This window comes from Agarivorans sp. 1_MG-2023 (genome assembly GCF_030548385.1).
Lineage (GTDB): Bacteria > Pseudomonadota > Gammaproteobacteria > Enterobacterales > Celerinatantimonadaceae > Agarivorans.
The window spans coordinates 154,583-171,415 of record NZ_JAUOSJ010000002.1 but is presented as its reverse complement, the minus strand read 5'-3'; the positions used below and the strand labels follow the sequence as shown (position 1 = coordinate 171,415).

9 protein-coding genes are annotated in these 16,833 nt (G+C 43.5%); 5 read left to right on the top strand and 4 right to left on the bottom strand.

What is annotated here, in order from left to right:
• Positions 1 to 9 precede the first annotated feature (9 nt).
• Positions 10 to 723 carry an ABC transporter substrate-binding protein gene (locus Q4592_RS02835; protein ID WP_303509522.1) on the bottom strand — a complete coding sequence of 238 codons (714 nt, stop codon included), beginning with the start codon at positions 721 to 723 and terminating at the stop codon, positions 10 to 12.
• A 443-nt stretch (positions 724 to 1,166) separates the two neighbouring features.
• On the opposite strand from Q4592_RS02835, the gene Q4592_RS02830 reads away from it, so the two are divergent.
• Positions 1,167 to 2,828 (top strand): AMP-binding protein, encoded by a 1,662-nt coding sequence (locus tag Q4592_RS02830; RefSeq protein ID WP_303509519.1) that lies wholly within the window; start codon positions 1,167 to 1,169, stop codon positions 2,826 to 2,828.
• Between the two features lie 91 nt (positions 2,829 to 2,919).
• On the opposite strand, the gene Q4592_RS02825 is transcribed toward Q4592_RS02830, so the two are convergent.
• Positions 2,920 to 4,125, bottom strand: coding sequence for a carbohydrate porin (locus Q4592_RS02825; protein WP_303509516.1), 1,206 nt, complete (start codon positions 4,123 to 4,125; stop codon positions 2,920 to 2,922).
• Positions 4,126 to 4,713: 588 nt separating this feature from the next.
• A complete protein-coding gene (locus tag Q4592_RS02820; protein ID WP_303509513.1) occupies positions 4,714 to 6,003 on the bottom strand; it encodes a carbohydrate porin in 1,290 nt (429 codons plus the stop codon).
• A gap of 606 nt (positions 6,004 to 6,609) precedes the next feature.
• Between Q4592_RS02820 and Q4592_RS02815 the strand changes: the two genes are divergently transcribed.
• A complete protein-coding gene (locus Q4592_RS02815; RefSeq protein WP_303509511.1) occupies positions 6,610 to 7,737 on the top strand; it encodes an endo-1,4-beta-xylanase in 1,128 nt (375 codons plus the stop codon).
• Between the two features lie 151 nt (positions 7,738 to 7,888).
• Entirely contained in the window at positions 7,889 to 9,142 is a 1,254-nt protein-coding gene (gene icd / locus Q4592_RS02810) for an NADP-dependent isocitrate dehydrogenase (protein WP_303509509.1), read from the top strand.
• Between the two features lie 73 nt (positions 9,143 to 9,215).
• Here icd and Q4592_RS02805 read toward each other — a convergent pair whose 3' ends face one another.
• Positions 9,216 to 10,100 carry a hypothetical protein gene (locus Q4592_RS02805; RefSeq protein WP_303509507.1) on the bottom strand — a complete coding sequence of 295 codons (885 nt, stop codon included), beginning with the start codon at positions 10,098 to 10,100 and terminating at the stop codon, positions 9,216 to 9,218.
• Between the two features lie 449 nt (positions 10,101 to 10,549).
• Between Q4592_RS02805 and Q4592_RS02800 the strand changes: the two genes are divergently transcribed.
• Positions 10,550 to 12,997 carry a carbohydrate binding domain-containing protein gene (locus Q4592_RS02800; protein ID WP_303509505.1) on the top strand — a complete coding sequence of 816 codons (2,448 nt, stop codon included), beginning with the start codon at positions 10,550 to 10,552 and terminating at the stop codon, positions 12,995 to 12,997.
• Between the two features lie 515 nt (positions 12,998 to 13,512).
• Positions 13,513 to 16,584, top strand: coding sequence for a cellulose binding domain-containing protein (locus Q4592_RS02795; RefSeq protein WP_303509503.1), 3,072 nt, complete (start codon positions 13,513 to 13,515; stop codon positions 16,582 to 16,584).
• Positions 16,585 to 16,833: the final 249 nt, after the last annotated feature.

Genomic DNA, 16,833 nt, shown 5'->3' with positions numbered 1-16,833 from the left:
AAATAAGCTCTAGAAGTCGTCTCGATGTCGCCTAATGGCGCGATTTATTTCATCTAAATGCTCTAAGCAGGGAGAAGATTTAGACATCACCATAAAAATTTGTTGTTTGCTAATACTGGGCTGCATATCCACCAACATATCGGCAAATTCTGTTTCAGCAATTTTCAACCGGCCTCCATGGGTGGCGTACAAGAAGTAGTCAGCTCTTTTTAAAGCGATGAGCTTAATAGCCCGATCTAAGTCGGCCATTTTGGAGATGGTAAGATTTTGCTTAGCATAGCTGTCAAACTGGTCACCAAAGCTACTTCCTAACAGTTGTAATCCGCGTTTACCAACCAAGCTTTCTGCGCCGCGATAAGTATCACTTTGCTCTTTATGAATAAACGCAGTGCTATATTCCACGCCAATCGCTTCGCTATAAACAAATTTATTGCCACGCTGCTGATTGTAAAAAGCAGCAATAATCACATCTAAATCGCCAGTTTCTAACTGTAAAAACTGCCGCTTCCAAGGCACCATCGCTTGGTAATCAACGTCAATGTCCACCTCAGCAAAAACTCGATTAGCCAAGTCGACTGCCAAGCCTTGCAAAGGGGCGTGAGAGTTAACTCTGTAGGACACATCAAACCAATTATGTTCGCCATTAACTTTTATTCGGTCACAGTTCGCTAGCACCGCAAAACTCGATACTGTTAATAGGGCAAAACACATCAATCTAAACACTAATTTTTTACTCGTAATGTACATAAACTAACGGTAGCGAAAGGCGCGGTAAATGCAAGCTTATCACCCTTTAACTCTTCCACATTTAGTGGCTTTTAAATCAAACAGTGAGCCCCACATTACAATCAATATACCCTTTAGTAAAAGGCCAACCCAGCTAAGCAAATTTATTCTAGGTAATTCCAGTTAAGCCAAGTAAAACACCACGTTCTTGAACAAATCCCCTTTAATTTCCGTGTTTTATCCACAAAACTGGTTACTTCGTAATATTTGTTGATGATTTAGCTCAATGATTTAGGAAAATGAGCTAGGGTTTATCAAACCAATCGGCTAACCTTGCGGGCAAAATACACTAGCCACATGCTGGGTATTAAGTCGTTTAAGCAAGCGTGTAAATACTGAGCGTAGTTCGACAAATACTCACCACAGGGCGAGGATAGAAAATGAATTCAAAAGACCAACCTTGGCTCAATAGTTACCCCGAAGATGTGCCTGCAGAAGTCACCACTGAACAGTTTGAAAATTTATTAGAACTGTTTGACCACAGCTGTAAGAAATCACCTCAGCAGATTGCCTTTGTGAATATGGGACACAGTCTTAGCTACCAAGAGCTAGACCAAAAGTCTTTAGCCTTTGCCGCTTATTTGCAACAAGAACTAGGCATGCAAAAAGGTGAGCGCATCGCATTAATGATGCCAAACGTACTGCAATATCCTATCGCGCTATATGGTGCTTTACGCGCTGGTTTAGTGGTAGTCAATGTTAATCCGCTTTACACGCCTCGCGAGTTAAAACACCAACTTTGTGATTCGCAAGCTAGCGCGATAGTAGCGGTGACCAACTTTGGTAATAGCTTGCAGCAAGTGATAAAAGAGACCCAAGTTAAACACGTAATTCTTACCAGCATTGGAGACCAACTTGCCGCTCATAAGCGCACCTTGGTTAACTTTGTGGTGAAGTACGTAAAAAAAATGGTGCCTAAGTACAACCTACCCGGGGCGATCTCTATGCGTAGGGCCTTAACACAAGGCAAAACCATGGCCTACCAAAAACCACAAATTAGCGGTGACGATATTGCCTACTTGCAATATACCGGTGGCACAACTGGCGTTGCTAAGGGTGCCATGCTCACGCATCGCAATGTATTAGTTAATGTGATTCAAGTGTTTTACCACTTCTCACCACGTACTTTGCTAGATAAAGAACACGCGGTCACGCCGTTACCGCTGTACCATATTTTTGCCAACACCGTGAGCATGATGTTCATTTTGTATATTGGTGGCAAAAACCTGCTGATCACCAATCCTCGTGATTTGGACAGCTTTGTAAACGATCTCCGCAAATATCCGTTCACAATGATTTTTGGCCTAAATACCCTGTTCAATGGTTTATTGAATCACGCAGGTTTCCGCCAACTGGATTTTTCCAAAGCACGTTTTACTATTGCTGGCGGTATGGCCACTCAAAAGCACATTGCTGAACAATGGCAAGAGCTAACAAAAATGCCAGTGATTGAAGGCTATGGCTTAACCGAATGTTCACCTGTTGTGGCTGCAGGTACTCACCAACAGCAGGCTTTTTTGCCGTCGATTGGTGTGCCTATGCCTAGCACACAAATAAGAGTGGTAGACGACAACGGTCAAGAGCTAGATGCAGGAGAAGTGGGCGAACTAGAAATTAAAGGCCCACAAGTAATGAAGGGTTACTGGAACCAGCCTGAAGAAACCGCCAATGTGTTGAGTGAAGATGGCTGGATTAAATCCGGCGATATTGGTCGCATGGACGAAAAAGGGTATTTTTTCATTGAAGACCGCAAAAAAGACATGATTTTAGTCTCGGGCTTTAACGTGTTTCCTAGCGAAATTGAAGAAGTAGCAACGCTGCACCCAAGCATTGTTGAAGCGGCCGCCATTGGCGTGCCAGATGATGTGACGGGAGAACGCATTAAGCTATTTGTCGTGTGTAATGCGCGGCTGAATCGTGATGATATTAAAAAGCACTGCCGCAAACACTTAACCGGTTACAAAATGCCTAAAGACATTGAGTACCGTAAAGAGTTACCTAAAAGTAACGTGGGCAAAATTCTGCGCAGAGAGTTACGCTAAATAAAAAAGGGGCGCAGTTAACGGCTGCGCCCAAAACAAACTCAAGATAAGGGGGTATCCATACCGCCCTTTTAACTTCAAACGGTAATAATTACCACCACGCGTCAAACATCAAACCTACGTTTGTTGCAGGTGTTTTCTTATCACCAACTTCAACTTCACCATGCGTAACAAACAAGCGAAGCTCTGGGCGCGACCATAAGAAGCTACCCATAGACATATTTTGCTGAATACTCACCTTCCAAGCACTTTCGTCTTGTCCATTGTTGAAATCCATGCTGTCGTAACCAAACTCAAACGACGTTGAGTGGATTTCAGACCAACGGTAATGCGGCTTAATAACAAACTGATTCCAGGTACTTTCGTCACTATTGTCTAAATCAGATTGCTCAAAGCTGTAACCATAATCAATGGCAAATGAATCACTTAAACCAATGTTACCAAACCAGTAAGCGGCAATTGAGCTGATATCGCTTTTAATCTGTCCTGAAGACAGCAAATTGTTATCGCTAACATTTTCGTTGTAACGAACCGCAAACTCATTGGTACCCATGCTCCAACCTACTTTATAGAAAGCAGCAGCTTGAAGTGCCGTAACATGTTTTGGATCGAGTTCTTCAGATTGATCACCAAAACCATAGTTAAAGTTAAAGCCCATAGAGCCTGGTCCCACTTTAATGCTATGTAACTTTGAAGTTACCGCGTAACGGCCATTGTTGCCGTTGTCGCCAGAAACCACGGCAAAATCAACCTGACCAAAACCTAGATCCAGGTTATCAAAACCGCCACCAGCACCATCGTTCATAAAGTAGAAGTAATCGTTCAAACCAAATTGAGCACGGCCATTAAAGCGCTTACCAGCCCACACATACATATCTGGTTGAGATTCGAATAAGTTACTACCACCGGCAAACGCTTGCGCCATTCTCAAGTTATAAGTTGTGGCATCGTCGTGATCGCGTTGCCAGCCATAGCCATCGTCAGCCATGAAGTAAATATCCCAATTACCCGCATTATCGCTCTTTTGATGGTAATTAATGCCTAATTCCATACCTTGCCCTTCATTACCAACACGACCTGGTTGTTGTGGGCTACTTGGGGCTTTAATAATCACGATGCCATTTCGTACTGCATTGTACGCAAGTCCATCGTGGTCACTATTGTTCTTTTCTGTGTTAAAGCCAGCTACCATGCGGGCATAACCATTATAACTGATGCCTTCTTCCTTAGCTGAAACCGAACCACTAAATGCCACTCCGGCACTGATCATTGCAACTGTAAGCGCTTTCATATTCATGTAAACAACTCCGTAGAATATTTTATATTTTTATAAGTTTATGCGGCTGATTCATTCAACCGTCGAATCCGAGTATAATTTCACCAGTCAAATTAAATTGAGAGTAATATCACGTATAAGAACGCAAACATCGTCACAGCTCACAAAAAATAGAGCAAAAACTGTAAATAAATAAACAGCCTATAATTTTAATTATCTCATATAAAATATCGTAAAAGACAGCAGATACAGATCAAAAGACCAAGTAAATGTTATTTGAAGAGAATTAATTAGTTGCAACAAAGTGGTGAATTGTTATTACCCATAGTGCATCTACGATATATCATTGCAAAATATAAGGATAAAAATCTGTTAAGCTCCTACAGAATAAAACCACCAACATTGTTAATAATAACAGTTAAAGACCAGTTTTATTAAATAAGCATCAAAATCACATATATGGAATATCTATCAGCGTGAAAGGTATGAAATAAGTGAAACATTTGTGATTGGAATACGTAAGCTAGAAATAAAAAAGGACGTAGCAAGGCTACGTCCAACACTCAAATACACAGATTATGAAATACTAAACAATCGGAGAACCGGTGTTTACCACCAAGATTCGAACATTGCACCTAAAGCTAAGGTATCTTGTTTTGCGGCTATAGCTTCGTTACTGCGAACTTCGTTATCGGCTTGCCCTGCTGTTGCATAAAAGCGCAACATTGGACGAGCATTACCAAAGGCATTAACGACCACATTTTGAGAAAGCGTTACTTTCCAAGCGGTATTCTTACCACCCGTGTCGTAATCAACTACCGAATAACCGGCTTCTAGCCAAGTAGAGTGCGTGGCGTTCCAATTATACATTGGACGAACAATAGCACTGTAGTTGGTACGGTCTTCCTCAGAAGATTTGGCATCGTAGTTATGGTAAGCACCTAAATACTCTAGCGCTACTTGCTCACTAAAGTTAACACCGCCTTCTAAGCTCATGTATAAAGTGGTTAAGTCTTCCACTTTGTTGAAAGTACTTGTATCGGTGTTATCAGCGTAACGCATAATAAGTTGATTGCGACCCATCGACCAATTTTGATCAAACACCGCAGCCACTTGGTAAGCGGTTAGCTTATCATCGTTAGTCTTATCTCCATTTTCATCATATTGATCGCTCTCAAACCCGTAGTTAAATAGAACGCTCATATCAATTGAATTGGTGAGCCCTATGCTGTGCAGTTTTGAGGTGAAAGCATAGTTACCATTGTCTCCAGGGCCGTCAACCTGGCCAACAACCGAGAAATCTAACTTAGCAGCAGATCCCAACTCTAAGTTGTAGATACCCCCACCCTGACCATCGTGCGTCATCCAAAAATAATCATTCAAGCCCTGTTGTGGACGCTGATGGAAATCTCGACCAGCCCAAATATAGGCATTAGGCTGCGAGGCAAACACATTAGTGGCACCTGCGTAGAACTTTTTAAGTGCAATATCACCGTACTCAGAAATCTCTTCACCACTTTCTAGTTCAGATTCGTATTTCCACCAGTTCTCTAACATCACAACGACATCCCAAATAGCACCATTCTCGCTTTCGAATGCTTTAGCAAATTGGAATTCACCGCCGTTAGATTCATTACCTAATCGACCCACCGCTCGGCCAGCTAATTCACCTTCGGCTTGAACATACTTTTCAAGATCATCTGAGTAATGCAAACCATAGCGGGCATAGCCAGAAAAAATCAAACCATCTTCTACTTGAAACTCAGGGTCCAATACCACTGGTTGAGAATCTTTAATTTGTTGGAACTGGTCGGCATTCACCTCTTCTTCTTGGGCGTTTGCAAACGGTGAGCAAGACAAAGCAATCGCAACTGCTGATGTAAGCGCTTTCATATTCATTTAAAACAACTCCTGGAATAATAATTTTTTATAATTATGTATGGCGAAAGTCTAAATATCGCCAACGAATGGAATATAACGCCAAAAAAGTCTAATTTTATAGACCAATATCACGCATGAAAACCTTATCACAATCACAGATCACAAAAACAAAAGCAATTACTGAAATAAAAATTATCAACCAAAATATGCACATAACCTGAATATAATCTCAATATACATGGACATTAAGAAACATATTTCATAATTGAGAAAAAATGCCTATTAAAACAGTCAATTGCACTGTTTAGATAGGGAATATTTAGGTGGCAACCGCTCAGCTATCGAGCACCCAAGCTAAAAAGCGCATCTAGCGATAAGTTCATAAGGAAAATGTAAGAAAGGATATAAATATTATTTATGTCATTAATATCATCAAATTATTAAACCCTCTCAATTCAGAGTAAAAGGTCTAAACCCAAGATCACAAAAACTATTTCCTATAACACAGGAAGTTATTTTGGTAATCGCGTGGGAGCGCTTCATTCTGTTTTAATGCTCTAGATCGTGCAGCAAAGTAGTGCTCACCCCAGCGTTGTTAACGCTAACAATTAATAAGGATTTTTTATGCGCATTTCATATTCTGCCCTGCTACCTTTTGCAATAAGCGTAGCTTTGAGTGGATGTGGTGGTTCTTCAAGCTCTGAACCACAAGAGCCTATCCGTATCCCTCAAGTAGAAAGCCTGAAAAAACTCAGTTCTATTTATATGGGTGCTGCTGTGCCTGCTGGATATGAAGACCAATTTAATAACGGCATTGAAACGCGTCCTGATCTACAAGATGTGGTTAATCAACATTTTGACCAAATCACCGCCGAAAACATCATGAAATCAGCCTACATTCAGCCGCGTGAAGGCGACTTCACTTTTCAAGATGCTGACAACTTAGTGGATTGGGCTATCGACAATAACATTACCGTTCACGCTCATGCGTTAGTTTGGCATTCACAAATGCCTAGCTGGATGGAAAATTTTTCTGGCGATTGGCTAGCGATGATGGACAACCACGTCACCACCGTAGCTGAGCACTTTAAAGGCCGAGTGGTTAGTTGGGATGTAGTCAACGAAGCGTTTAACGACAATAACATTAATAACTACGCTACCTATCGTGATACCGATGCCAATAGTGGTGGCAGTGGTAGTCCGTGGTACCGTAATTTAGGTAAAGATTTTATCCCTCAAGCGTTTAACTTAGCTCATGCAGCAGACCCAACAGTTGAGCTGTACTACAACGATTATAACATTGAAGATGGCGGAGCTAAGCTTAACTCGGTATTAAGGCTTGCCGACGAGCTACTCGCGGCCAGTGTGCCTATTGACGGGATCGGTTTTCAAATGCACGTAAACTACGATTGGCCAAGTGCTCAAGCCATTGGCGAGTCTTTTGCTAAGGTGGCAGCAAAAGGGCTTAAGGTAAAGATTACCGAATTAGACATTAAAATGAACCCTACTGGTAATAACAACACCTTTGATAACGCCCGTGCAGAACAACAATTGCAGCGTTACCAAGAAATTGTTGAAGCCTATTACAGCAACGTACCAGCAGCTCAACGCGGTGGTATTACTATCTGGGGTGTGAGTGATGCAGACAGTTGGATCCCAGGCTTTACGGGTCACAACGATTGGCCACTATTATTCAATAGCCAACTAGAGCAAAAGCCAGCCATAGAAGGCGTGGCTAACGCACTTAAATAACTGATAAAGCTAGTCGCCATCAGTGCGGCTAGTTTTCACTCTGCAAGCAAAACTGCGTTCATCTCACTTCTTGCAACCCACAGCGTTGCCCCTCTTGCGCTAGCCAAGTAAAGTAATTTCCAAACACTGTTTACCTTAGGCCACGCAAGTTATGCCCTACCAACATATTCGTGTACCCAACGGCGGAGAGAAAATCACGGTTAACTCGCAACAAGAGTTAGTAGTGCCGAATAACCCCATTATCACTTACATTGAGGGCGACGGTGTAGGCGTAGACATCACTCCGGTGATGCTAAAAGTGGTCGATGCGGCAGTTGAAAAAGCCTACGGCTTACAGCGTAAAATAATGTGGATGGAAGTTTTTAACGGTGAGAAAGCCGCCAACATGTACGACGGCGATTGGTTTCCGCAAGAAACCCTCGGCGCCATTCGCGAACATAGAGTGGCCATTAAAGGCCCGTTAACGACACCCATTGGCGGTGGCTTTCGCTCACTAAATATTTCATTACGCCAAGAAATGGATTTGTTTGTAAACATTCGCCCAATTCGCTGGTTTAAAGGTGTGCCCTCACCACTTAAAAACCCTGAACTAACCGACATGGTGGTCTTTAGAGAAAACTCTGAAGATATTTATAGCGGCATAGAATGGAAGGCAGGTAGCCCAAGTGCAGAGCGAGTAATCGACTTTCTTCAACAAGAGATGGGCGTAACCAAAATGCGCTTTACTGAAGATTGTGGAGTAGGCATTAAACACATTTCTGAACAGGGCTCAAAACGGTTAATTCGCCATGCTATTCAATACGCGCTAGACCACCATCGGCATTCAGTCACCCTAGTGCACAAAGGTAACATTATGAAATTTACCGAAGGTGCGTTTAAAAACTGGGGGTATCAACTAGCTCAGCAAGAGTTTGGCGCGCAAACCCACAGCAACGGTTACTGGCTGGAGATCCCACGAGAAGGCCAAGCGCCACTGGTAATAAAAGACATTATCGCCGACAGCATGTTTCAGCAAGTTACTCTGCATCCCGAGCTTTACGATGTGATTGCGACGATGAATCAAAATGGCGACTTGTTAGCTGACGCGCTGGCTGCTCACGTAGGGGGGATTGGTATTGCTCCTGGCGCAAACATGAGTAGTGATGTAGCCTTTTTTGAGCCCACTCACGGCACAGTGCCGCGCTTGGCTGGTCAAGATAAAGTGAACCCTTGCTCGATTATTTTATGTGCCCAAATGATGCTAAAACATATTGGGTGGATAGAAGCTGCAGAACTGATTAGCCAAGGCGTAGACGGTGCTATTGGCGCGCGCACCGTCACCTATGATTTTGCTCGCATGATAGAGAATGCCACTGAATTAAGTTGCTCAGCCTTTGGTGAAGAAGTGATTAAGCACATGCACTAAGCATTAAGGTTTCGCCTAACGCTGTAATTAATAATCGATATTTAACAGCTCTCAAAAGCGCGATAGTTCTGCCTTAATCACTAACCTTATCTTCCAACGCCAGCTTTGGCAGCTGTGGTAACGCTTGGCTTAATTGCTGTTGCGATAAACTATGCATAGTAAACCATTGCCAGTCATTGTTAATCCGACTAAAACGGCCAATACCTACATCACCATTGGTAGTCCACTGTTGCCAACCCGCTAGCTTATTTAGCCAGTAATCTGATCCCACACTCATTAGGTATTGCGCTTGGTCGCGATTGTCTGGCCCATTAGGGTCATCCAATACTAGCCGGGCAGCTACTACAGAGACCACACCGGCAATACGTGATTCACTAATTCCTTTGCGCCCACTGTACTTAGGCCAAAAGTGGAAATTGTACCCTGGAGTCATCGTCACCGAACTGCCAAGAGTTTCCGTTCGTAAATTGGCAGGTTTGTTTAGATCATCAACAAAGTCTTCACGATAATGACGTCCAGCAACATCGCTCGACGACTGCAATACATACCACTGCATATCTTGGCTATCTAATACGTAACTATTGAGATGGGCCATTTGTATTCGAACATTATCGACAGGTTCCGTTCCCGCGGCCAAATAAGCTTGCCCCCAACTAAGAAAGGCCGAAAACTCTCCAGGGTAATTACCAAACCCTACTCGCGGCACTTGAGACCAATCATAGTTATTTGGTACACCGCTCGGTAACATTTGGTGAGACAAACTCATATCATCACTCAAACGCTGGCTTAGTACAGGTTGAACGGCCACCTCAGCAAGTGACTCCACGTCGAGTACCGAACGCCCTGCGGATGCCGCGCTTTGTGACGAATTACATGCCAACAAACCGCTACACATAAAGCTTAATATCAGCAGTAACTTGGCCGCTGCGAAAATAGAATCAAATAATGAATGTTTCACTAATGTAGCCCTCACTTAAGTCCGTTTAAACGCATCGGCCATGGTTAATATTGGCTAACTGCGCTAGATGTATAGATGGTGCTTTTGGGTGACTAGGGCGGGTTGTTTCATTACCTCCCGTACAGGAGTGCCAACGAACAACCATTAAATGTTTCTTTAAAAGTCGCAAAAAACTAGAGAGCGCAACCTTCAATTTCATAACAACCTGCCAGTGCAATATTCATACAGACATTTTCAGTATCACTGACTTGGTAAGCTTTTCAAAGCAATAATAAAAACATATCTATTTAATTTTTATGATATTTTTCACCTTATGATGTTTTATGTCATTAATTTATTAAGTAGTATAAAAGCTCTAAGGGCGTAGACATCGAAGAATTGAACGCCAATCAATAGGGACATTAACGCTTTACGGTAATCAACATACCGTAAGTAAAAAAGGGAATATAATGAATAACATAGTGTATCGCAGCCTAGTATTGTGCTGCCTACTCCTTAGCCTATCCACTCATCTTCAAGCTGCCCGTTACGCAGGTGGCGTTCCAATCAACATCGACCAAAACGTCACCTTCAACTTCAGTATCGCCAGTCAAGGCAACCGCACCGCGACAGTTTGGTATAGCAACAATATGGCTATTGCCATTGAAGGCGCAACGGCCAGTACCTACGACCGTGCAACCATGGAAAAAGTAGTTGCCTTAATGGCGGCTTCTAAAGCCTCTTTCGAAGAATTTACCGGCATAAGAAACTTGTCGTTAAATGGCTCATATAAAGGCTTACCTACCATTCAAATCCCCCGCGATAACAATGGCGCAGGCGGTTTAGCTGCTCACGGTGTATTTGGTTTGTCGGTGGGAAAAGGCTTATTTGACCCTTTTCACGATCGTGTAAAAGCCGGCGATATCAGCATCGACCAAGTGTGGTTGTATGAAATGAACCGCAACTTCTACAAAACCGGCAGTAATGGCTGGAACGCTTGGATAGACTGGGCGTGTGATGGAAACAACTCGAACTACGGCTATTGGACAGTAGGCTTTAACAATGCCGCCGCTTTTTGGATTGTTGATGACTTAGGCGTTGGCCTTTATTACTTTGGCAGCCGTTACGATAAGTTTCGTGCAGACCATAAGTCAGAGTTAAATAAATACCTAGACAATACCAGTTACAATTTTGATAACGTTTGGGGCACCAGCAAACTGCCGTGGCGCAACGGCACCATTAATACCCTAATGTCAGCAGTGTTACTGGAGTGGTATGACGCCTTAGGCGGTAAACCATTTATTCAGCGCCTGTATCAGCAACTGGATAACAACCCAAGATTAAGTAACCGCTTTGATCATCAAACTGCACGTGACAACTGGTATCGAGCGGTAAGCCGCGCCAGTCGCCAAGACCAACGCGATTACTTCGAAAAAACCTTACGCTGGAGCATTTCTTCAGCCGCTAAATCAACCATTCAAAAAGAACTGGGTAATGGTGGCGGTGGCGAAGACGATTCGGGCATCATTGTACAAGCCGAAGATGCCAAGCTTTACGGCGTGTTCACCCTAGGTTCAGACAGCGCAGCCAGCTCAGGCCAATACATCCATTCAGAGTATACCGGCAGTTATTACGACAAAAACATTGAAGCTAATCGTGCTGAAATCACCTTTACCGCTAGCCAAGCAGGTTTGTATACCCTAAAAGGCACCACTTACGCACCTAATAGCCAAGCTGATTCTTTCTACATAAAAGTGAACGATGGCACGCTGCAAGTATGGGATATTAACAATACTTCTTATTATGAAGAAATGAACGTTAACTACCGCAATGAAGCTGACCAAGTAGACCTTGATATCTCAGCGGGGAAACACACGGTAACCGTTTATGTGCGCGAAGATGGAGCTCGATTAGACCGAATACGTTTAGTACGTATTGGCGAAGGCAATGGCGGTGCCGATGACCCTATTGGTGGCACAACTCCGGATGATGGAAAACCTAGCACAATTACATTGGAAGCAGAAAGCGCCACCTTAACTGGTTTATTTATAAAAGGCAGCGATAGCAAGGCCAGCGCTGGAGGATACATTTATTCTACCGATGCAAATAAATACTATGAAGGCACCGCCAAAAACGCTAACCGAGCAGAATTTAGCTTTAACGCAACAGGCGCAGGCAGCTACCAGCTTAAAGGTACCGCTTACGCCATTGACGGCGGCGCAGATTCTTTCTGGATCCAAGTAAATGGTGGCGACACCTATTTATGGGACACTCATGATCAGCCCGTTTATTTAGAGATGGACGTAAATAATCGCGGTGTTGCAGATCAAATAGAGGTGGATCTAAGCCAAGGGCAAAACACAATTACAGTGTATGTTCGTGAAGATGGTGCGCGATTAGACCAACTTCGCCTTATTCCGCTAGAAGGAGATAACGGTGGCGACAATGGCGAGCCACCATTGCCCGAACCCGAAATCAACCTCATCAACAACGGTGATTTTGAATCAGCAAAAATCAGCCCTTGGGTTGCGGCTTATACCGGAACCGCAAGCGTGACCAGCTCAGCTTACAGCGGTAACTACGCCTTAATCAGTAAAAACCGCACAGAGTGGTTCCACGGCCCTAAACAAAATGTGTTGAGCGCCGTGCAAGTAGGTAAAACCTACCAGCTTAGCGCAATGGTTCGAATGGTTTCAGGCTCTAGCAGTAAAATTGAGGCACGCTTACTCACCCAAGATAGTAGCGGCCACACCTGGCACAAACTCGGCCAAGTGACAGGTTCAACGACTTGGCAGCAAATCAACGCCGAGTTTACCGTGCAAGCTACTGGTAGCCTCAACAACGCTGATTTGTATTTGTTTGGTCCGCATGCGGGTAGCGAATTTATTGTCGACGACGTAGCGCTCATAGAGCGCTAGCCTCAATATAGCTAAACGTTAGCTCTACTAAGCAGCATTTGAAACTCAAATGCTGCTTAAGACCCCCTACACTAGCGGCCACCTCACACAAAAAACATCTAAATAGCTATTAAACAAAAAAAATAAATGAAAAGCCCAAAACCTTAATTGTTAACGTTAACAATAAGCACTATAACTGCCTTTCATGCTGTCATTCCGCACCGGAATAGTTGAGTACATAACGGAATTTATGTATGGAAATAAAGGGCATTTTTTTATCTAAGCAACGTTAGATAACTACAGATTATTTCTATATCAACAATCACTCGCTTTAGGCAGCTAAAATGAATATAGAAAGCACTACAACACACCATCGGTTTTCACCTTCTGCACGCGTCGAAAAAGGCAAACCCGCAGCAACTCGCCTTTTAAGCCCTTCACTCCTAACAATGGGCAAGCTAACTAGGTTTACAATTTTTCTCTCTATATTTGCCCTCACCTTTTTTTGTTTCACCGCAAAGGCCATTGACATTTATGTGTCGCCAGAAGGAAATGACGCCAACAGCGGCACCCTGCAATCGCCCTTAAAAACCCTAAAAGGCGCAAGAGATAAAGTAAGAGCTGAAAAAGATGGCTCTCCAAGCACGTTGCATTTTCGAGCGGGTACTTACCCCATTACTGAGCAAGTCACCTTTTCAGCAGCCGATTCAGGCTCGTCGGCTGCACCAGTAACATATCGCTCTTACAGCGGAGAAACGGCTTTTTTTGACGGCTTAGCAAAAATTAATGCCTCTAAGTTTCAATTAGTAGAAGGTAGCCTGCGTAGCCGTTTGCATAGCACTGGCGCAGGCAAGATATGGTCTCAGGTTATTAGCGATCAAAGCCTCATCAATCTCCTTAAAGAGCCAGGTGCAGGGCTTAGCTTTAATACCCAACCTTTAATCACCACCCGCTCACCCAATATTGGTTTTTTCAACGTTTCAACTATTAGCTCTTTAGGAACAGGTAACGGCACCCACGATGCCCCCTTAGGTGACAGATTTCGAATGCATGAAGAAATTGACTACGACAAGTTTCGTATTGAATTAGAACGAAATGGAAGACAAGCGTATATCGATGGATACCTCAGTGCCGATTGGTTTAGAGAGCAAATACCAGTGCAACGTTTTGGCAGCACCGGCAGCCGACTCTTTGTGATGGTAAACAAAGCACGTTACACCTTAAAAGGCGCTACTACTGCCCCACGTTTTCGAATTAAAAACATGCTGGCCACCTTAGATGTAGAGAGAGAGTGGTTTTTTGATAAAACCGACAACCGTTTATACATATTCCCGCCTAATGGCACGATGTCTAGCAACGATACCATTGGGGTTTGGGCTGGCCCGCAAGCCATTTATGTCAATGGCGCTAACCACCTTTCTTTTGAAAAGATTGTGTTTCAGCACTTTGGTAAAGGAAATAGCGAAGACGGAGTAATTACCGTTAATCAAGGCGACAATATTAAGATTGCAGGTTGTACCTTTCGCTACACCGCGCTGCCGCTAGCCCCGGTAAACTTAAGAGACCGCGCCACAAATTCTAGCCTTATTAGTTCAGATCTCTATGACAATGGCCGAGGCAGCCGACTGCGAGGCGGAAGCTATAACGCGAGTGGAATAACCCATGGTCGAAATCGTTTTGAAAACAATCACTTTTCACAAGTTAACCTTCCCGATGGGCGTGGCGATGTAGTCGGCATTGCCGGTGCAGGGCAAGTATTCAAACATAACTTGGTACACAACAGTAATGCGCAACCCATTACCTTTAGCGGGGTTGACCATACCCTTGAATACAACGAAATATTCAATGTAGGTAATGAAGAAGGCGATGGAGGCGCTACCTATACTGGTGCGAATATTTTCTCTTTTGGAAACAAGCTCCAATACAACTTTGTTCACCACCTTATTACCACTCCCGGCTTAGTAGAGCGAGCGGGCTTTTTCTCCGACGACTATGACGCTGGCGAACAATACTTGTATAACACGATGTATAAAGCGGGCTCACAATCCATAAAAATGAATATGGGCTCTGGACATACCGTTCAATACAACTATCTGATGGACACACGAAAAGCGGTAGATTTACTAGGCAGAGACGCCACGTTTCAGAAAGCGTATAACACCTCAGTGGCATTTCTAAAAGACAACCCAAACTCTACATCGAAAAGTAATTACTTGGGCCGAGCAGAAAAAGTATTAGGCGATTTTGTTAACAATCAAACCGCAACTTACAACTTGTCTTGGGATAACTCCTATTGGGCCAATCGATACCCTTATCTCAAAACAATGCTAAGGGACTCAAGAGCTAAATTGGGCATGTTTCCTACCGAAATACGTATTTACGACAACTTGTTTAGCAACACCGACATCAATTTTCAACACAGTCCAGGCTATGGCACAGAGAGAGGGAGCATTAGCCTAGACACGTCGCACTTTGTTGACCCCGGGTCACTCAACTTTGAATTAAAAAGCTCTAAACCCAACAGTTACCCCGACAATCGCTTTAAGCAAATTGGTTTAAAAACCGACGCTTATCGCTCAACGACGCCGAATAAAAACAGTTACCGTAAAGCAGTAAAAAACCGATGGCAGAATAGTGCATCTTGGGGAACCGGTTCTTACGATAGAAGTACTTTTAATGGCCGTGCTTATTATAATTCTGGCAAGCTTATCGTTCCTACTTCTCAGCAGGGACTAGGAGTAAGAGAAAGCGATGCTAGCGGCAGTTCTTCGCCACAGCAAGATGCTTATGTTTCTCAGAGCATTCCTGGTCGAATTCAAGCGCAACATTACGACCTTGGAGGAAACAACACCGGTTACTTTGATACAACCGCCAATAACAACGGCAATGTGTTTAGATCTGATGATGTGGATATCCAAAGTACTACCGACACAAGTGGCAGTTATAATCTAGGTTGGGTAGCAAACGGGGAATGGCTAGATTACACCTTCGCTGATGTTAAAACCGGAGTCTATAACATCAATATTCGCGTTGCCGCCAATGGTACTGCTGCTCACTCGATTCAGTTACAACTCAATGGAAACAACCTGGGAACGGCTAACTTTAGTGGAACAGGCGGATGGCAAAACTGGACAACGGAAACGCTTGAAGACGTCACCATACAAGATGCCAGCAGTAATTCTCTGCGGGCTAATATCTTATCTGGCGGCTTTAACCTTAACTGGATAGAATTTGTAGAAGCGTCGACCACTACTCCTAATCCAGACCCAAGTCCTGACCCTGAGCCAGATCCGGAGCCAACATCAAACTGCAGCTATTCCATAAACCAAGACTATAGCAGCGGTTTCTCCGCAGATATTACCATCACCAATACCGGTAATTCGGCAATAAATAGTTGGGAAATCCAGTGGCAACTTAACGATGGTTCAACGGTAAGCAATAGCTGGAATGCAGAGTTTAGTGGCAACAACCCTTACACCGCAAAAAACCTCCCATGGAACGGGAACATTGCAGCCAACGGGTCTGTCGTTATTGGTGTTCAAATAGATAAAGGAAGCTCAAACGCTAAGGCTGAAATCGTTAATTTAGGTGGGACTGTTTGTAATTAGTCACCGTTGAGAATAGTAACAAGCTCGGCTAGCGTCTATACGGCCGAGCTTTCTTACCCTGCCGCTAAATCATGAGAGTTATAGACAGTGAAGTACTAGTCTTAGTTTCGGGCTTACACCCTCTTTGTTCAGTACTTAAGCAGATATCTATCCACTTATCTGACCTTGTCATTCCTAAACAAAATAACCTACCCAAGATATTGTTTTTCAAGCGGCTAATTTCAAGGCATAGCCGCAAGATTTTTTTAA